This window comes from Acidovorax sp. 94, from assembly GCF_003634645.1.
Taxonomy (GTDB): domain Bacteria; phylum Pseudomonadota; class Gammaproteobacteria; order Burkholderiales; family Burkholderiaceae_C; genus Acidovorax; species Acidovorax facilis.
Genome location: NZ_RBJA01000001.1, coordinates 3,635,566 through 3,653,851 on the forward strand (window position 1 = coordinate 3,635,566; position 18,286 = coordinate 3,653,851).

19 protein-coding genes are annotated in these 18,286 nt (G+C 64.4%); 4 read left to right on the forward strand and 15 right to left on the reverse strand.

Annotation, left to right across the window (positions count from 1 at the left end; all coding sequences use genetic code 11):
- The first annotated feature begins 51 nt into the window (after positions 1-51).
- Entirely contained in the window at positions 52-1,101 is a 1,050-nt protein-coding gene (locus C8C94_RS16770; RefSeq protein ID WP_121421507.1) for an ISAs1 family transposase, read from the forward strand.
- A gap of 120 nt (positions 1,102-1,221) precedes the next feature.
- Here the strand turns inward: C8C94_RS16770 and C8C94_RS16775 are convergent, their stop codons facing one another.
- The 8 genes from C8C94_RS16775 to C8C94_RS16810 form a co-directional block, all read right to left on the reverse strand.
- Complete coding sequence (locus tag C8C94_RS16775) at positions 1,222-2,175, reverse strand: Gfo/Idh/MocA family oxidoreductase (RefSeq protein ID WP_121421508.1); 954 nt, start codon at positions 2,173-2,175, stop codon at positions 1,222-1,224.
- A gap of 13 nt (positions 2,176-2,188) precedes the next feature.
- Entirely contained in the window at positions 2,189-3,055 is an 867-nt protein-coding gene (locus C8C94_RS16780; protein ID WP_121421509.1) for a class III extradiol dioxygenase subunit beta, read from the reverse strand.
- 2 nt (positions 3,056-3,057) lie between these two features.
- The gene (ligA, locus tag C8C94_RS16785; RefSeq protein WP_055398479.1) at positions 3,058-3,498 is read right to left on the reverse strand and encodes a protocatechuate 4,5-dioxygenase subunit alpha; all 441 of its coding nucleotides are present in this window, start codon (positions 3,496-3,498) and stop codon (positions 3,058-3,060) included.
- Positions 3,499-3,502: 4 nt separating this feature from the next.
- Positions 3,503-4,432 (reverse strand): amidohydrolase family protein, encoded by a 930-nt coding sequence (locus tag C8C94_RS16790; protein ID WP_121421510.1) that lies wholly within the window; start codon positions 4,430-4,432, stop codon positions 3,503-3,505.
- Positions 4,433-4,466: 34 nt separating this feature from the next.
- Positions 4,467-5,474 (reverse strand): tripartite tricarboxylate transporter substrate binding protein, encoded by a 1,008-nt coding sequence (locus C8C94_RS16795; RefSeq protein WP_121421511.1) that lies wholly within the window; start codon positions 5,472-5,474, stop codon positions 4,467-4,469.
- Between the two features lie 97 nt (positions 5,475-5,571).
- Complete coding sequence (gene ligK, locus C8C94_RS16800) at positions 5,572-6,255, reverse strand: 4-carboxy-4-hydroxy-2-oxoadipate aldolase/oxaloacetate decarboxylase (protein WP_121421512.1); 684 nt, start codon at positions 6,253-6,255, stop codon at positions 5,572-5,574.
- Between the two features lies 1 nt (position 6,256).
- Positions 6,257-7,291 carry an amidohydrolase family protein gene (locus C8C94_RS16805; protein WP_121421513.1) on the reverse strand — a complete coding sequence of 345 codons (1,035 nt, stop codon included), beginning with the start codon at positions 7,289-7,291 and terminating at the stop codon, positions 6,257-6,259.
- Between the two features lie 35 nt (positions 7,292-7,326).
- A complete protein-coding gene (locus C8C94_RS16810; protein WP_121421514.1) occupies positions 7,327-8,019 on the reverse strand; it encodes a substrate-binding domain-containing protein in 693 nt (230 codons plus the stop codon).
- Between the two features lie 170 nt (positions 8,020-8,189).
- Between C8C94_RS16810 and C8C94_RS16815 the strand changes: the two genes are divergently transcribed.
- Complete coding sequence (locus C8C94_RS16815) at positions 8,190-9,140, forward strand: LysR substrate-binding domain-containing protein (RefSeq protein WP_121421515.1); 951 nt, start codon at positions 8,190-8,192, stop codon at positions 9,138-9,140.
- 105 nt (positions 9,141-9,245) lie between these two features.
- Here C8C94_RS16815 and C8C94_RS16820 read toward each other — a convergent pair whose 3' ends face one another.
- The 6 genes from C8C94_RS16820 to C8C94_RS16845 all read right to left on the reverse strand — a co-directional run bounded on the left by C8C94_RS16820 (position 9,246) and on the right by C8C94_RS16845 (position 15,118).
- Positions 9,246-10,193, reverse strand: coding sequence for an NAD(P)-dependent oxidoreductase (locus C8C94_RS16820; RefSeq protein WP_233573601.1), 948 nt, complete (start codon positions 10,191-10,193; stop codon positions 9,246-9,248).
- Between the two features lie 14 nt (positions 10,194-10,207).
- Entirely contained in the window at positions 10,208-11,170 is a 963-nt protein-coding gene (locus tag C8C94_RS16825; RefSeq protein WP_055398486.1) for a tripartite tricarboxylate transporter substrate binding protein, read from the reverse strand.
- Positions 11,170-12,489, reverse strand: a complete 1,320-nt coding sequence (locus C8C94_RS16830; RefSeq protein WP_055398487.1) for a TRAP transporter large permease — start codon at positions 12,487-12,489, stop codon at positions 11,170-11,172. The genes C8C94_RS16825 and C8C94_RS16830 overlap by 1 nt, the downstream gene beginning before the upstream one ends.
- A complete protein-coding gene (locus C8C94_RS16835) occupies positions 12,486-12,974 on the reverse strand; it encodes a TRAP transporter small permease (RefSeq protein ID WP_121421517.1) in 489 nt (162 codons plus the stop codon). The genes C8C94_RS16830 and C8C94_RS16835 overlap by 4 nt, the downstream gene beginning before the upstream one ends.
- Before the next feature lie 102 nt (positions 12,975-13,076).
- The gene (locus C8C94_RS16840) at positions 13,077-14,114 is read right to left on the reverse strand and encodes a TRAP transporter substrate-binding protein (RefSeq protein ID WP_121421518.1); all 1,038 of its coding nucleotides are present in this window, start codon (positions 14,112-14,114) and stop codon (positions 13,077-13,079) included.
- Between the two features lie 215 nt (positions 14,115-14,329).
- Positions 14,330-15,118 (reverse strand): GntR family transcriptional regulator, encoded by a 789-nt coding sequence (locus C8C94_RS16845; protein ID WP_055398490.1) that lies wholly within the window; start codon positions 15,116-15,118, stop codon positions 14,330-14,332.
- A 289-nt stretch (positions 15,119-15,407) separates the two neighbouring features.
- On the opposite strand from C8C94_RS16845, the gene C8C94_RS16850 reads away from it, so the two are divergent.
- Positions 15,408-16,463, forward strand: a complete 1,056-nt coding sequence (locus C8C94_RS16850; protein WP_121421519.1) for an aromatic ring-hydroxylating dioxygenase subunit alpha — start codon at positions 15,408-15,410, stop codon at positions 16,461-16,463.
- Positions 16,460-17,425: a PDR/VanB family oxidoreductase gene (locus tag C8C94_RS16855; protein ID WP_121421520.1), complete on the forward strand. Its 966-nt coding sequence runs from the start codon at positions 16,460-16,462 to the stop codon at positions 17,423-17,425. The genes C8C94_RS16850 and C8C94_RS16855 overlap by 4 nt, the downstream gene beginning before the upstream one ends.
- Positions 17,426-17,723: 298 nt before the next feature.
- Here the strand turns inward: C8C94_RS16855 and C8C94_RS16860 are convergent, their stop codons facing one another.
- Entirely contained in the window at positions 17,724-18,074 is a 351-nt protein-coding gene (locus C8C94_RS16860) for an HPF/RaiA family ribosome-associated protein (RefSeq protein WP_121421521.1), read from the reverse strand.
- Positions 18,075-18,286 lie beyond the last annotated feature (212 nt).

Below are 18,286 nucleotides of genomic sequence, written 5' to 3' on the forward strand. Positions count from 1 at the left end.
TTAAACCCGGCGACACTGCAGCGCTTGAGTCATTTGCCAAACGCTGTTGAGATGAGCCTGCTGCAATACCTGCAAAACATCCCCGATCCCCGCGTGCAGCGCACACGCCGCCATGAACTGCAATCGATCTTGGTAGTGGCGCTGTGCGCCACCATTGCAGGCGCAGACAACTGCGTAGAGATGGCCGAGTTCGGCCAGCAGCACCAAGACTGGTTTGAGCGCTTGGTGCCACTTCCCTCTGGCATTGCCTCGCACGATACCTTTGCACGGGTGTTTCGCCTGCTCGATGCCAACGAGTTGGAGCTGGCCTGTCAACAATGGCTCGCCCAGGTGGCAGGCAGGGTGCACGGCACGGTGGCTATTGACGGTAAAAGCGTGCGCGGCAGCAGCAAAGGAGATGCTCGCAGGCCACTGCACATGGTCAGCGCCTGGGCAGCTGACATGGGATTGCTGCTGGGCCAGTGCAAGGTCGATGGCAAGAGCAACGAGATCACGGCCATCCCCGAGTTGCTGCGCTTGCTGCACCTCAAAGGCTGCATCGTCACCATTGATGCCATCGGCTGCCAAAAGAGCATCGCCCAGCAACTGCACGAGCATGGCGCGGACTATGTGCTGTCGCTCAAGGGCAATCAGCGGCACATGCACCAAGTGGTGCAAAAGCACTTTGAAGGCAAGGGTAGCCAAGAGCGCTTCGATGAGAACACCTATACCGAGAGCTGCAGCGGGCACGGGCGCCAGGAACTACGCAGCTACCGACTCAGCCCTGTGCCCGAGGCGTTGCAACGAGCGGCAGCCCACTGGCCGGGGCTGGCCAGCGTGGTGCAGGTCGTGCGCCAGCGCCAGCAGGCGGGCCAGCCGGACAGCGAAGAGGTGAGCTACTACATCAGCAGCCTGCCTGCGCATACCCAGGCACATGTGCTGGCGCACAGCATCCGCGCGCACTGGAGCGTGGAGAACCAGTTGCACTGGAGTTTGGATGTAGCGATGCGCGAGGATGCGGCACAGTCATACAAGGATCAAAGTCCGCACAACCAAACGGTGCTGCGACGCATGGCGCTGCAGGTGCTCAAGAATGACACCTCGGTGAAGATCGGCCTGTAGGCCAAGCGCAAGCGGGCGGGGTGGAGTCTGGGTTATTTGGAACTCCTCTTGGGCATCGCCGTTTAGATGCGATTGCCCTGCGCTTGATACACAGGCGGTAGCGGCCGGTTTCTCTTGAAATCAGCCTGCGTTGAGCTGCAGCTCCAGGTTGTGCAGCACCTGGTAGCACGGCAGCACCTGCGCCACGCTGGCGTTGGGCTCGCGGCCTTCTTTGATGGCGGCGAAGAACTCGCGGTCCTGCAGCTCAATGCCGTTCATCGACACATCGACCTTGCTCACATCGATCTTCTCTTCCTTGCCGTTCACCAGGTCGTCGTAGCGCGCGATGTAGGTGGCGGTGTCGCCGATGTAGCGGAAGAAGGTGCCCAGCGGGCCGTCGTTGTTGAAGCTCAAGCTCAGCGTGCAGATGGCGCCGTTGGCCGCCTTGAGCTGGATGCTCATGTCCATCGCAATGCCCAGCGTGGGGTGGATAGGACCCTGGATGGCGTTGGCCTTCACGATGGGGCTGCCCGCCTGGTAGGCGAACAGGTCCACGGTGTGCGCAGCGTGGTGCCACAGCAGGTGGTCCGTCCAGCTGCGGGCCTGGCCCAGCGCATTCATGTTGGTGCGGCGGAAGAAGTAGGTCTGCACATCCATCTGCTGGATGTTGAACTCGCCCGCCGTGATTTTCTTGTGTACGTACTGGTGGCTGGGGTTGAAGCGGCGGGTGTGGCCACACATGGCCACTAGGCCGGTCTGCTTTTGCAGGGCAACAACCTTCTCGCCATCGGCCAGCACGTCGCACAGCGGGATCTCGACCTGCACGTGCTTGCCCGCTTCCAGGCAGGCGATGGTCTGGCTGGCGTGCATCTGCGTGGGCGTGCACAGGATCACTGCGTCCACTTCCTTGATGGCCAGGCTGTCGGCCAGGTCAGTGGTGACGTGCTTGATGCCGTACTTGTCGGCCACTTCCTGGGTCTTGGCCAGGTCGCGGCTGATGAGGGAGACGACTTCAACGCCGTCAATGTTCTTGATGCCGTCCAGGTGCTTGATGCCGAAGGCGCCAGCGCCTGCGAGTGCGACTTTGATGGTCATGGTGTGTGTCCTTTTACGTGTTCTCAAGAATCAGATGGCCCACGGCGGTGTTGGACGCGGGCACATGGTAGAAGCGGTGCGCCAGCTTCGGTGGCTTGCCACCGGCCACGTCAGCCATCGCGCCACGCGCGATGAGCCACATCACCAGCTCGATGCCCTCGCTGCCCGCTTCACGCACGTAGTCGATGTGCGGAATGCTGGCGGCGGCCTCGGGGTCGTTGATGAGCTTGTCGAGAAAGGCGTTGTCAAACTCCTTGTTGATGAGGCCTGCGCGCGGGCCCTGCAGCTGGTGGCTCATGCCACCCGTGCCCCAGATGTGCACGTTGATGTCTTCGTCGTAGCTTTCCACGGCCTTGCGGATGGCCTGGCCCAGGTTGTAGCAGCGGCGGCCGCTGGGCACGGGGTACTGCACCACGTTGACGGCGAACGGAATCACCGGGCAGGGCCAGGCGCCCTTCACGGGGTCTTGTTCGCCAAACATCAGCGACAGGGGCACGGTCAAGCCGTGGTCCACGGCCATCTTGTTGACGATGGTGAGGTCAAAGTCCTGCTGGATGACCGACTGCGCAATGTGCGCGGCCAGGTCAGGATGACCAATGACCTTGGGCACGGGGCGCGGGCCAAAACCTTCATCGGCCACTTCATATTCGGCAGCGGTGCCGATGGCGAACGTGGGGATCAGGTCCAGGCTGAAGGCCGTGGCGTGGTCGTTGTAGACCAGGAAGATCACGTCGGGCTTGTGGTCCTTGATCCACTGCTTGCCAAAGTCATAGCCCGCGAACACGGGCTTCCAGTAGTCCTCGTGGGTCTTGCCCAGGTCCATGGCCGCGCCAATGGCTGGCACATGCGATGTGAACACGGAGGCGGTGATTTTGGCCATCGTCAAATTCCTTTCTTGCCCGCGCTGCCTTGCGGCTGGCGGTGGGCCTGAGCGTCGCCATCTTCGCCCACGTAGCGGTTGCCTTCGGCGCTGCGGCCGCCGTTGATCATCATGTTGCGGTATTCCTCTTCGGTCATGCCGGTCATGCTGCCCGCCATCTGCTGAAAGCTCTTGCCGTCGGTCGAGCCGATCTTGGCCAGGAAGTAGATGTTGCCGCCCAGGCGAATGCACCAGTTCAGGTCGCGCGCCAGCACGGCCTGCTTCTGCTCTTCGGTCATCGCCCATTCGTCCAGGTAGGCACGTTCGTTGGCCTTGAAGCGGACGCGGTTCTCGGCCTTCATCAGGCTCATGCAGAACTGGTTGAGCCAGTAGCCCTTGCGGCTTTGCTCGGCGTCGAAGATGGTCGTGCCAGGCACATCCAAGTAGGGTTTATCGAGCGACATGGTGTCAGTCCTCCACGGTGACTTCTTCGGGCCAGTACAGGCGCATGGGGTTGTCCACCAGCAGCTTCTTTTGCAACTCCGGTGTCGTTGCGATGTGCGGAATGAAGTCCACCAGCAGGCCGTCGTCGGGCATGTGGTCCTTGAGGTTGGGGTGCGGCCAGTCGGTGCCCCAGAGCACGCGGTCGGGGAACTCCTCGACCACGCGGCGGGCAAAGGGCACCACGTCCTGGTACGCGTTCTGCTCGCCATTCAGAGCCTTGGGGCCCGTCACGGAGAGGCGCTCGGGGCAGCTCACCTTGCTCCACACATTGGGGTGCTGGCGCATGAACTTCAGGAACAGCTCGAACTCCGGCCCATCCACCGGCTTGTTCGCATCGGGGCGGCCCATGTGATCCACCACCACCGTGGTAGGCAGGGCGGTGAAGAAGTCCCACAGCTCGGGCAGGTCCACCGCTTCAAAGTAAATCACCACATGCCAGCCCAGCTGGTGGATGCGCGCGGCAATCTCCATCAGCTCGTCCTTGGGCGTGAAGTCCACCAGGCGCTTGACGAAATTGAAGCGCACGCCGCGCACACCGGCCGCGTGCATGGCCTGCAGTTCTTCATCGCTGACCGAACGCTTGACGGTGGCCACGCCACGCGCCTTGCCGCCCGAGTGCACCAGCGCATCGACCATGGCGCGGTTGTCCGCGCCGTGGCAGGTGGCCTGCACCACCACGTTGCGCGAAAAACCCAGGTGGTCGCGCAGCGTGTACAGCTGGTGCTTGCTGGCATCGCAGGGCGTGTACTTGCGCTCGGGGGCGTAGGGGAACTCGGCCCCGGGGCCGAACACGTGGCAGTGGGCGTCCACCGCACCGGCAGGCACCTGGAACCGGGGCTTGCTCGGGCCCGCGTACCAGTCGAGCCAGCCAGGGGTTTTTGTGAATTCGCTCATGCGCGTACTCCTTGGTTTCTTGCAGGCTCGCAGATCAGTCGAGCGACACGTTGGCCTTGCGGATCACGTCGCCAAAACGCTGGCTCTCGTCCTTGACGAACTGGTTGAACTGCGCGCGGGTGGTGGGGAACTGCTCGTAGCCAAAGGTCTTGAACTTCTCGGCCACTTCGGGGCCGGTCAGGGCCTGTTCGATGTCTTTGCGGATCTTGTCGGCCACGGCGGCGGGCAGGCCGGGCGGCACGGCAATGGCGTTCCAGCCCGTGACGGCAAAGTCCTTGGGGCCACCCGATTCGGCCACGGTGGGCACGTCGGGGAACTCGGCCGAGCGCTGGGGTCCGGCAAACGCGAGCAGGCGCAGCTTGCCAGCGCGGTACAGCGGGCCTGCGGTGGCGGCGCTACCCAGTGCAAAGTCGATCTCGCCGGTGGAGACCGAGGTGTAGAGCTGCGTGGTCTCCTTGAAGATCACGTGCTCCATCTGCGTGCCGGTGGCCGATTCGAACAGCTCCGAGCCCAGGTGCACCGGGTTGCCCACGGACCAGCTGCCGTAGTTGAGCTTGCCAGGTCGCGCCTTGGCGTCGGCCACGATATCGGCCACGGTCTTGTACTTGCTGCCCGTGCCCACGGTGAAGAAGAAGTGCGTCTTGAACAGCGGCAGCAGCGTGTCGAAGTCCTTGGCGGGGTCGTAGGGCAGCTTCTTGAACAGGCTGGGGTAGGCGGCCAGGTGCACGTTGTCCAGGATGAGCAGGTCGTGGCCGTCCTTGGCGCCGCGTTTCCAGGCGTCGATGGCGATGAAGCCGTTGCCGCCGGGGCGGTTTTCCACGATCACGCCCGTGCCCCAGGTGCGCGAGAGCTTGTCGGCCACCAGGCGGGCCACGCCGTCGGGGCCGCCGCCCACGGGGAAGGGGCTGATGATGCGCACCTGCTTGGTGGGGAACTGCTGCGCGGCAGCGAATTGCGGAGCCAAAGCTGCGGCCGCGGCCACGCCCAATGCCAGGGACAACGTGCGGCGGAGACGGAAAGAGGGAGACACAGAGAACGTCATGGAATACAGAACAGAAGAATAACGATAGCTATAAAATTAATAGCTACTAGCGCTTATTGAATAAGCGCTAGAGGCCAAAAAGACTTGAGACCGGGGTTCAGTCGATGTACCTGAGGCCTGCCTTCTCCAGGCCGGGGCGCATGTTGTACATATCCAGGCCCAGCACGCCGCTGGCCAGCTTGGCGCGCTTCTCGCCTTCAAAGCTTTCGCGCTTTTGCGCGGCGGCCAGGGTCTCGACCGCGCGGGCGGCAGGCACACACACCACGCCGTCGTCGTCGGCCACGATCACGTCGCCCGGCGTGACCAGCGCACCAGCGCACACCACGGGGATGTTGACCGAGCCCAGCGTGGCCTTGATGGTGCCCTTGCTGCTGATCGCGCGGCTCCACACGGGGAAGTTCATCTCCTGCAGCGTCTTCACGTCGCGCACACCGGCGTCGATGATGAGCGCGCGGGCGCCACGGGCCTGGAAGCTGGTGGCCAACAGGTCGCCAAAATAGCCGTCGGTGCACTCCGAGGTGACGGCTGCCACCACGATGTCGCCGGGCTGGATCTGCTCGGCCGCCACATGCATCATCCAGTTGTCGCCGGGCTGCAGCAGCACGGTGACGGCTGTGCCGCTGACCTGCTGGCCGCCGTAGATGGGGCGCATGTAGGGCTTGAGCAGGCCCACGCGGCCCATGGCCTCGTGCACGGTGGCCGAGCCGAGGGCAGCCAGGCCGTCAGCGGCTGCGCGGTCGGCACGGGTGATGTTGCGGTAGACAACGCCAAGTTCAAACATGTCAGAGCCCCTTTGCCTTCAGGCGTGAATCGAGTCGGGAGAAAACACGGCGCGTGTTGGCTTCGTAGATCTGGTGCTTGTCTTCGGCACTGAGGATCTTGGACGCCTCGATATAGCGCTTGGTGTCGTCGTAGTAATTGCCGGTGGTGGGGTCGATGCCCCGCACCGCGCCGATCATTTCGCTGGCAAACAGCACGTTCTTCACCGGGATCACGGTGTTGAGCAGGTCAATGCCGGGCTGGTGGTACACGCAGGTGTCGAAGAACACGTTGTTCATCAGGTGCTCGTCCAAGAGCGGCTTCTTCATTTCCTGCGCCAGGCCCCGGAAGCGGCCCCAGTGGTAAGGCACCGCGCCGCCGCCGTGCGGGATCAGGAACTTGAGCGTGGGGAAGTCCTTGAACAGATCGCCCTGGATCAGCTGCATGAAGGCCGTGGTGTCGGCGTTCAGATAGTGCGCGCCGGTGGTGTGAAAGCACGCGTTGCAGCTGGTGCTCACGTGGATCATGGCGGGCAGGTCGTACTCCACCATCTTTTCGTAGATGGGGTACCAGTGCTTGTCGGTCAGCGGGGGGCTGGTCCAGTGGCCGCCGGAAGGGTCAGGATTCAGGTTGATGCCCACGGCGCCGTATTCATGCACGCACTTTTCCAGCTCGGGAATGCATGTGGCGGGATCGACACCGGGGCTTTGCGGCAGCATGGCCACGGGCACGAAGTGGTCGGGGAACAGCGTGGAGACGCGGTAGCACAGCTCATTGCAGATAGCCGCCCAGGTGCTGGACACATTGAAGTCGCCGATGTGGTGGGCCATGAAGCTCGCGCGCGGGCTGAACAGCGTGATGTCGCTGCCGCGCTCTTTCATCAGCTTGAGCTGGTTGGTCTCGATGGACTCGCGCAGCTCGTCGTCGCTGATGTGTAGGTCTGCCACTTTGGGCATGGCCGCCGGGTCTTTGATGCCGGCGATCTGCGCATTGCGCCAGTTCTCCAGCGCCTTGGGGGCCGTGGTGTAGTGGCCGTGGCAGTCGATGATGAGGCTCATTTTTGGGTGCTCCTGGAAGGTGTTCTTGTGATTGGTCAGGCAGGGGTCATGCCCTGCTTTTGCTTGGCTTCGGCCGCAGCGGGCGAAGCCAGGTAGGCCAGCAGTGCATGCGCGGCATCCACCTGCTGCGACAACGCGCCGATGCCCGCTGAAAACGTGGTGGTGATCTGGATGGCCGGTGGCAGCGGGCCCACGATCTGGATGCCCTGCACATGCAGCAACTCGCTCAGCTGCTGAAAGCCCAGCGCCACCTCGCCCTTGGCCACCAGCGAGCCCACCGGCACCCCGGGAGGCGCCTGCACCATGCGCGGTGCGATCTGTTCGGCAATGCCCCAGCGCTCAAACAGCTTGGCCAGTGCCACGCCACTGGGGCCGGTGGACAGGCTGATGCTGGGCGCGGCCAGCACGGCTTGGCGCACTGCGTCTTCGGTGCGGATGTCGGGCAGCGGTGCGCCTGCAGGCACGGCCACGGCCACGCCAGAGTGCACCCAGTCCACCTTGCTGCCGGGCAGCAGGTGGCCTGCGGTCAACAGCTTGTCGATGGCGTCGGCAGCGAGGATGACCACGTCGAACACCTCGCCTGCCGCCACGCGCTTGGCCGCATCCACACCACCCACCGATTCGATGGTGGCCTGGGTGCCCGATTGCTGCGCAAACCCGGACACCAGTTCGGCCAGCACCTGGCGCGTGGCCATGGACGAAATGCCGCGAATTTCTGGGGGGGTCATGTGTGTCTCCTGCCGGGCTGCGGGTGGCCCGCGCGTTGCGTGCGCTGGGGTTCCATGGCGCTGATTGTGGTCAGCGCTGGACCAAACAAGAAGGCGGCACCGGCACTACCAGATATATCATTCCGTGATCGTTGACTTGGAGCTATTCAAATAGCAGAGAGCATTCCCCCATGGACCTCAAGCAAATCGAATACTTTGTGCGCGTGGCCGAGCTGGGTAGCTTTACCCGGGCTTCGGTGGTGCTGGACATTGCCCAGCCCGCCCTGAGCCGCCAGGTGCGCCTGCTGGAGGTGGAGCTGCGCCAGAACCTGCTGGTGCGCAATGGCCGGGGTGCCACGCCCACCGAGGCGGGCAAGCTGCTGCTGGAGCATGGGCGGGGCATCCTGCACCAGGTAGAGCGTGCGCGCGAAGAGCTGGGCCGCGTGCGCGGCGCCCTCGCCGGGCGTGTGGCCATTGGCCTGCCGCCCAGCATTGCCAAGGTGCTGACCGTGCCGCTGACCCGCGCCTTCCGCGTGAAGCTGCCCGATGCGGCGCTGGCCATCAGCGAAGGGCTGTCGGTGGCCATGCGCGAGTCGCTGACCACAGGGCTGCTCGACATTGCGCTGCTCTACAACACGCCCCCTGCGCCGGGCATCGAGATCACTGCTCTGCTGGAGGAAGACCTGTTTCTGGTGCAGCGCCGCGCCGTGGGCCAGAGCGAGGCGGAGGCCGATACCCTGGCCCGCACGCCCCTGCCGCTGGACGAGCTGCCCCGCTTTCCGCTGGTGATCCCCACACGCCCCAACTCGATCCGCATGCTGGTGGAGTCTGAACTGGCCGCGCGCGGCAAACGCCCCCAGATCAGCCTGGAGATCGACGGTGTGGCCGCCATCCTGGACCTGGTGGCCGATGGCGCGGGCTGCGCGGTGCTGCCCATGAATGCGGTCACCACGTCGGGCAAGCCCGAGGTGTTCATTACGCGGCCGATTCTGAGTGCGAGCATGGATGGCGAGGACAGCGCACGGCTGCGCAGCAAGCTCTTTTTGGCAGTGAGTTCGCAGCGCCCGGCAACGCTCACGCAGCAAGCGATGGCGGAGCTGATTCGCAGCACCTTGCAAGCGTTGTACAGGAGCCCCCCCTGAGGCGCTGCGCGCCCCGGTGCAGCCGCCCGAGGTGGCAGCTCTTCGCGAACATCCAAGCCTGTGCAAGCAGGCTTGGAGCAGAGGCCCATCAAAGGAAGCGAGGCGTCAGCCCCCGGCCGCCGGTGATGACAAACTTTCTAACAAACGATCCGCATAGTCCTGCCAGCGCGCGTCCTGGGGCAGACCTCGAAAGATGCCTTCGCGCGCCAGGTCGGCCACCCACTGCTGCTTGTCGGCGATGGCTGATGCCATCAGCGGCGCCATGCCTGCTTCACCCACGGTGCGGGCCGACTCGCGCATCTCTTCGGCGCGGCGCTGGCCGTGCTGCACCACGCGGCTGAAGAAGTAGCTGCCCTGCTTTTGCCAGTCGATGGACGGAAAGGTCTCAGCCAAGGTGGGCAGCACATGGTCTTCCACACCGTAATGGCGGGCCGTGGCATAGCTCTCCATCACCAGCGCCTCCAGCCCCTTGATCATCACGCTGCGACACATCTTGATGGCACTGGCCACGCCCAGCTGGTCGCTGACCGGCTTGGCGTCCATGCCCCACCCGTGCAACACAGGCGCCAGCGTGGCGGCGTTGGGGCCTCCGAGCAGCATGGGGACGGCGATGCCATAGGGCGGCACCGACGTCATCACCCCCGCCTCGACGTACCGGGCGCCACGCGCATGGATCAACGCGGCGGCCTGCTGCTTGGTACCGGGGGATGCGGAATTGAGGTCCAGAAAGAACGCGCCAGGCGCAATGTGCAGCGCCACCGCCTCGGCCACCGCCAGCGTGTTGCTGGCCGTCACGGCCGACACGATGAGCCGGCGCCCGGCGCACAGGGCCGCAACGCTGTCGGCCGCAACCGCGCCCGCCACCTGTGCGTGAGCGAGCGGCTCGGGGCCCTTCGCAGGGTCGATGAACTTCAGGTCCCATACCGCCACATCGCTCACACCGGCTTTGCGCAGGCCCGCTGCAAAGATACGGCCCACCTCGCCGTAGCCGACGATACCCAGGCGGTCCACCCGGTCCACAGGGGGCAAGACTGGGTTCTCTTCGGTCTGCATGGTGCTATCAGGTTTCATTGCTTGGGGATGCCCGCGCGCTCCATCACGGCGCGCCAGCGGTCGATGTCGGTTTTGAGCAGGGCAGCGGCCTGCTCGGGCGTGGAGGTGCGGGGCTCGACGTTGAGCGCGCGCAGCTGCTGCTGCACGGCGGGTGTCGCCACGGTGGCCACCACCTCGCGCTGCAGCCGGTCCACCACCGCGCGCGGTGTGCGCGAGGGCACGGCCAGCGCGTTCCATGAAGCGGCCACAAAACCCTTCACGCCCAGCTCCACCGCCGTGGGCGCATCGGGCAACACCACAGAGCGCTGCTCGCCCGTGACCGCCAGAACGCGCAACGCCCCGGCGCGCACCTGCGGCAAGGTGGGGCCCAGAATCTCCACGCCCACATCCACCTGCCGACCCCGCAGCGCGGTGATGAGTGCGGGCGTGCCGTTAAACGGCACCACCTGCGCATCAATGGCCGCGCTGCTTTTGAACAGCTCGGCCGCCAGGTGCTGGGTGCTCCCGATGTTGATGCTGCCGATATTGAGTTGGCCTGGATGGGCCCGCGCATGCGCCAGCAGTTGGGCCAGCGTGCGGTGGGGCGAATCGGCTGGTACCAGCACCGCGATATCGAAGAAACCCAGCGTGCTGACCGGAGCGAAGTCGGCCAGCGTGTCGTAGGGCAGCGACTTGAAAAGGCTTGCGGATACCGCCGTGCCGTTGGACAGGAGGAACAGCGTATGCCCGTCGGGCTCCGCGCGTGCGACCGCATCGGCAGCCGCCACGCCCCCGGCGCCGGGGCGGTTGTCGATGACCACGGGCTGCCCCAGCCGCGCGGCCAGCCCCGTTGCCACAGCGCGTGCAGTGAGGTCACCCACGCCGCCCGCCGCAAAGGGCACCACGATGCGCAGCGCCTTGGTTGGAAATGCGGGCTGCGCACGCAGCACGGTGCAGGGGGTGAGGCCCAGCGCGAGGAGTGCTGCCCGGCGATCCATCAGCCGACGAACTGCACCAGCCACAAGGAGATGGGCGGAAACACCAGCAGCAGCGTGGTCCGCACCACATCGCTGGCGAGGAAAGGCATTACGCCCTTGTAGCTCTCAGCGATGGGTACGTCTTTCGCAAGGCCATTGACCACGTACACATTCAGGCCCACGGGCGGCGCAAGCAAGCCAAACCCCACCGTCATGAGCACCATGATGCCAAACCAGATGGCTGTGTGCTCCTGCGACATGCCGAAGTCCAGGCCCATGATCACCGGGAAGAAAATGGGGATGGTCAACAAGATCATGGACAACTCGTCCATCACCGCACCCAGCACCACGTAAAAGAGCAGGATGCCGGCCACCACCATATAGGGCGAAACGTTCCAGCCCTGGATCAGGCCCGCCAGCTGACCAGGCACCTGCGTCAATGCGAGCGCCGTGTTCATCATGTCGGCGCCAATGAAGATCATGAAGATCATGGCGCTGGCAGACGCGGTGGACAGGAAACACTGCTTGATTTTCTCCAATGTCAGTTCGCGCTTGAGCAGCGCCGCAAGGAAGGTGCAGGCCACGCCTACCCCCGCGCCCTCGGTGGGTGTGAACAGGCCGCCATAGATGCCGCCAAACACCACCAGGAACACGATGGCAATGGGCAGCACGCCCAGCAGGGCCTGCAAGGACATCTTGGGAAGATCGACGGTGTGGTCCGGCGCATGGCCGGGGCGGATGCGCACGTAGATCGCAATCGCGATCATGTAGCCCAGCATGGCGATGATGCCGGGGATGGTGGCCGCAGCAAACAGCTTGGCGATGTTCTGCTCGGTCAGGATGGCGTAGATCACAAGGGGCACCGAGGGCGGGATCAGAATGCCCAGCGTGCCTCCCGCCGCCAGCGTGCCGGTGGCCAGGCGGCCGGAGTAGCCGTGCCGCTTCATCTCGGGCAGCGCCACCGACGTGATGGTGGCTGCGGTGGCAATGGACGAGCCGCAAATGGCGCCAAAGGCCGCACTCGCCGCCACCGCTGCCATGGCCAGCCCGCCCTTGAAGCGCGCCATGAGCACGCTGGCAAACTGGAACAGCGCCTTGGAGATGCCTCCCTGCGTGGCGAAGTTGCCCATGAGGATGAACAGGGGGATCACCGACAGGTCATAACTCGCAAACCGCGCAAAGGCCAGGCCGTTGAGGTTGTTGAGAAACGGCGGTAGCCCTACCTGGTAGAGGTAGCCAAAGGCACCAGCGCCAAACATCGCCGCCGCAATGGGCACACGCACCACCATGAGCGCAAGCATCACACCAAAAATCGAAAGAGCGAGGGCCAGCGGGCTCATGCGGCATCCTCTTCTTCAATTTCAATGTGCGCCGGGCCGAAGGCCTGCACCAGGGCAATCACCCCCGTCAGCAACAGGGGCGGCACCATGGCAGCGTACGTGATCCATTCAGGAAACCCAAGCATCATGGTGGTGGTCATGGAGTTGCGGGCACTGAGCCCACCTGTGGCCGTGCGCCAGGCCAGCACGAGGAACATAGCCGATAGCAGCAGTGCGCCGAAGCGGTCCAGCCGGGCATTCACGGCCGAGGAGGCCCGGGCGGTGAAAAAGTCCACGATGATGTTCTGGCGGCGCAACTGGCACCAGGGCATGAACAGCGCGATCGCGGCCCCTGCGGCCACGGCCGTGAGTTCGTAGTCGCCCAGGACAGTCCAGCCTGTGGTGTTGCGGCCCACAATGCTCGCACAGGTGACCAGCGTCACCCCCGTGAGAATGACCCCGGCCAGCACCGCGCAAGCCTGGGCGAGAAATGATAGGAACTTCAAGGCAGGGTCCTGTCAAAAAATCAAACCGATCCATTCCGGTACCCACCAGAGCGGATCGGCATGGAGCAGCGCAACCGGGTGCGCCTGGCGACACCGCCGAGGTTATCGGCTGTGCTTTTCGATCAGGGCCCGCGCCTCAGCAGCAAGCTTGGCACCGTCGATGCCCTTGCCCTTCACCTCGTTGATCCAGTCGGTTTCCACACTGGCAGCCGTGCGGCGCCAGCGCTGCGTCTCGGCCAGGTCCAGGGCCACGATGTTGTTCTTGGCGCGCTCGGCAATCTGGCGGCCCACCTTGTCGCCCTCGTCCATGGCGCGGCCAAACATGGCGGCGGTCTCGATGCCGGAGTTCTTGTCGATCACGGCCTTGAGATCGGGCGGAAGCTTGTCATAGCTGGCCTTGTTCATCGAGAACGCAAAAGTCTGCGTGTACAGGCCTTCCTTGCCAGCAAAGGTCGTGTGGTTGCGCACCAGCTCGGTCACCTTGAGCGACGGCGTCACCTCCCACGGGATGGTGGTGCCGTCGATGGTGCCCTTGCTCAGCGCATCGGTCACCGCAGGCACGGGCATGCCCACGGGCGTGGCGCCCAGCTTGGTGAGCATGTTGCTGATGATGCGCGAGCCACCGCGCACCTTCATGCCGCGCAGGCTTTCCAGGCCGGTGACGGGCGTCTTGGTATGGAACAGGCCAGGGCCGTGGGTGTGCACGGCGATCAGCTTGACGTCCTTGAACTCATCGGCCGCGAACTTCTCGACGTATTCCTGGATGGCGCGCGAAGACGCTTCAGCGTTGCCGCTCATGAAGGGCAGCTCGAACACTTCCGTCTTGGGGAAGCGGCCCGGGGTGTAGCCCAGCACCGTCCAGGTGAAGTCCACCACGCCATCGCGCGCCTGGTCAAACAGCTGTGGCGGCGCACCGCCCAGCTGCATGGCGTGGAACAGTTGCACCTTGATCTTGCCGCCCGACTCGGCCTCGACCTTCTGGGCCCAGGGCACCAGGGCCTTGGCCGGGATGGTGGCCTGGGGTGGGAGCATCTGGTGCAGCCGCAAGGTCACGGTCTGCGCCATGGCACTGCCAGCCACCGTTGCCAGGGCCGCCGCCCCCAGGGCCGTCAATGCGGCGCGTCGCTTGAAGAAGTTCATTTTTTGTCTCCGGTCTCGATTTATCTGCACATCTGCGAGGCCACACCCCAGGGCCGCAGAGAACCTGCGGCATGGAGCAGGACACTGTCCCGCCCCCACTGTGCATGCAGTCGCATCCACATGCCAGTTCTATGACGGACTTTCAGCTATGCCGTAACGTTATGAAACCGGTGAAACCCGCAGACCTGCAACCCTCGCGCTTGGTGGGTTGTCCGTCACCCCCGCCGAATGAGCGTGAGGGCGGGCATGTCGGCATGCACCTGCCCACCGGCCTGGCCCGACAAGGCTGCACGCAGGTTGCGCTGCGCGAGGCGCGAATGCTCGCGCATGATCGCCTCGGCCCGCGCGCCCTCGTGGTGCTCAATGGCGTCCAGCAGCTGGCGATGCTGGTCTTGGGCCACCACCAGCAAGTCGCGCGCCTGCGGCGAATGGGTCTGCACCATCACAAAGGCCGAGGGCGACGCAAAAGGCAAGCCCTTGACCCGCTCAAGCTCCCGCGCCACCACATCGCTGCCCACCATGCGGCCCAGCAGCAGGTGAAAACGTGCGTTCAGCTCCACATAGCGCGAGAAACCCACGTCGTCCAGCGTGGAAGGGGCCAAGGTGGTGTCGATGGCATCCAGGCAGGCATGGGCGTCGGCCAGCACGGCGGCATCCACCCCGCGCTCGGCCGCCAGGCGCGCGGCCAGCCCCTCCAGCGTGCCGCGCAGTGCAATGGCGTCGGCCACATCGGTTTCGGAAAAGGTGCGCACGGCGTACCCGCCCCCGGGCAGCAGCTGCAGCAGGCCCTCTTGCTCCAGCCGCATGAGCGCGGCGCGGATGGGCGTGCGCGACACCCCCAGCTTCTCGACGATGGCCAGTTCGGCAATGCGCGCACCGCCCGGCAACTCGCCCGCCAGGATCATTTCACGCAGGCGCAGCTGCGCCTTCACCGACTGCGAAGCGCCACCTTCGGCAGCGTCGCCCGGGGCGGAATCCGCCAGGAGGGGCTCAGAGAGGTTCATGTGGAGTGTGCGGAGAGGTGATCAGAAAAAACCATGCAACTAAGGCTTGGGTCAGCCCGGCAACCCATTAATGTATACAAACAAAAACTAACCCAACTAAAAAATTCAAAAAATAGCTTCAAAAACAATGACATATGCGATATACCAATTCGCAATAGCTGCTTTTCAACGATTGAATGTATACATCGAACGGCCTTTTTTGCACAATCCGCTTCACAACACCAAAGCGCTGAAGGCGGCCTGCGGGCCAGGCCAACAACATCCCACCACCCCACGGAGAGAGACAAGCATGTTTCCCAAAAACGCCTGGTACGTAGCCTGCACCCCTGACGAGATCGCCGACAAGCCCCTGGGCCGCACCATCTGCGGCGAGAAGATCGTCTTCTACCGCCCCGCGCCCGACCAGGTCGCCGCGCTGGACGACTTCTGCCCCCACCGGGGCGCACCACTGTCGCTGGGCACGGTGTGCGAAGGCCACCTGCAATGCGGCTACCACGGCCTCAGGGTGGAATGCACGGGCAAGTCGGTGTCCATGCCCGGCCAGCGCGTGCAAGGGTTCCCCAAGGCGCGCAGCTTTCCGGTGGTGGAGCGTTACGGCTTCATCTGGGTGTGGCCCGGCGACGCCGACAAGGCCGACCCCGCCACCATCCACCACCTGCCCTGGGCCAACAACCCCGAATGGGCTTACGGCGGCGGGCTGTACCACATTGCCTGCGACTACCGCCTGATGATCGACAACCTGATGGACCTGACGCACGAGACCTACGTGCACTCCACCAGCATCGGCCAGAAGGAAATCGACGAGGTGCCCTGCAAGACCCGCGTGGAGGGCGACGAGGTGATCACCAGCCGCTTCATGGAAGGCATCGAAGCGCCGCCCTTCTGGAAGATGGCGCTGCGCATGAACGGCCTGCCCGACGACCAGCCGGTGGACCGCTGGCAGATCTGCCACTTCACACCACCCAGCCATGTGCTGATCGAGGTGGGTGTGGCGCTGGCGGGCAACGGCGGCTATGACGCCCCGGCGGACAAGAAGGCATCGAGCATCGTGGTGGACTTCATCACGCCGGAGACGGACACCTCCATCCACTACTTCTGGGGCATGGCGCGCAACTTCAAGCCGCAAGACCCCTCGCTCACCACGCAGATCCGCGAGGGCCAGGGCAACATCTTTGCCGAAGACCAGGACATGCTGGAGATGCAGCAAGAGAACCTGCTGCGTTACCCCGACCGCAAGCTGCTCATGCTGAACATCGACGCAGGCGGCGTGCAGTCGCGCAAGATCCTGGACCGCATCATCGCGGCCGAGCAGGCCGCCGCTGCACCCCAGGCGGTGGCCGCATGACAGCGCAGGAAACGATCCAGGTCCGCGTCGTCAAAAAGCAGGCCGAGGCCGAAGGCATTGCCAGCTTCGAGCTGGCGCGCGTGGACGGCGCCGCACTGCCCCCGTTCAGCGCGGGTTCGCACATCGATGTGCACCTGCCCGGAGGTTTGACGCGGCAGTATTCGCTGTGCAACGCCTCGCACGAATCGCACCGCTACCGCATTGCCGTGCTGCGCGATCCAGCGTCGCGTGGCGGCTCGGTCGCCATGCACGACAGCGTGCACCAGGGCGATGTGATCACCATCAGCACACCCCGTAACCACTTTGCGCTGCACCCAGCGCAGCGCACGGTGCTGCTGGCCGGTGGCATTGGCGTCACGCCGCTGCTGTGCATGGCCGACCGGCTGGCGCGCACGGGCGCCGACTTTGCGCTGCACTACTGCACGCGCTCTGCCGAACGCACGGCGTTTGCTGCCGAGATCGCCGCATCGGCCATGGCACCGCGTGTGCATTTCCATTTCGATGCGGGCCCGGCCGAACAGAAGCTGGACATTGCCGCTGCGCTGGCCGCGCCAGGGCCCGACAAGCGCCTGTATGTATGTGGACCGGCAGGCTTCATCGACCACGTGGTGAACAGTGCCAAGGCCCTGGGCTGGGCGCAGGACCACATCCACCTCGAATACTTTGGCGCCCCTGCGCAGGACACCTCGGGCGATCAGGGCTTTGACGTGCGCATTGCCAGCACGGGCAAGGTCTACGCGATTGCGCCCGATGTGTCGGTGGTGGAAGCCCTGCGCAAGGAGGGCATCGACATCCTGACCTCGTGCGAGCAGGGCGTGTGTGGCACCTGCCTCACGCGCGTGCTGGAGGGCGAGGTGGACCACCGCGACATGTACCTGACGGACGAAGAAAAGGCAGCCAACGAACAGTTCATGCCCTGCTGCTCGCGCGCGCGCAGCAAGCTGCTCGTGTTGGATTTGTGAAGTTGAACACCCCCTGAGTCGCCTGCGGCGGCGTCCCCCGCGTGGGGCTCGCGGGGGTTTGGCTGAAAACTCCTGAATTGATAGCTTCTAGAGATGTCCTGCATAACCCTCGCGAGTCGGTGGTAGTGCGGATCGGGATGGGGCGCAAGGCGTCTTTTGGCAGCCAATAGCCGGGCTATTGGCAAGAAAAGCAACGCAGCGAACCGCCCGAGGCCGCGCTATCACAGACCGCAGGGAGTTATGCAGGTCATCCCTAGCGCTTATCCATCAAGCGCTAGCAGCCAATTTCACTCAAAACTCACTCTTCCACCGTCGTGCGGATCGTGTCGCGGCCGTGCCGGTCTTTGACGCGGCCCAGGTCGGTGTCGAGCGCGCGGGCCAGTTTGTCCACAGCGCCGATGAAGGCATTGGCCATCTTGTCGGCTTCGTCGGTCACAGTGACGGGCTGGCGGCCGGTCACGCGGGCCTCGATGCGGCAGCGTTTGTCATTGGCGCCGGACTTGCCCGCATCCAGATCTGACAGAAACACCTCCAGCCGCGTGATGTGGTCCTGAAAGCGCGTGAGGCGGCTCTTGGACTCGTCCGTGATCCATTGCGCGAGCGACTCGCCGCCGTGGATGTGGTCGTCGGTGTTGACTTGTACTTGCATCAGAGTTCCTTTCAGATGACGTTGCTCAGGGGTCCATGATGGCACCGCAGGCCTTGACCCCGGTAAACACATGTCAAAACATCCTCAGAACCTGTTCAAGGTCTTTTCGGGGATCGCATTGGAGTGCCATCGGGAGGAGTGGATGCTTCAGATGCGCCGCATGGGCTCGTGCCCATGCAAGCAGCCGGGGCGCCAAAGCTCCGAGTTCATCG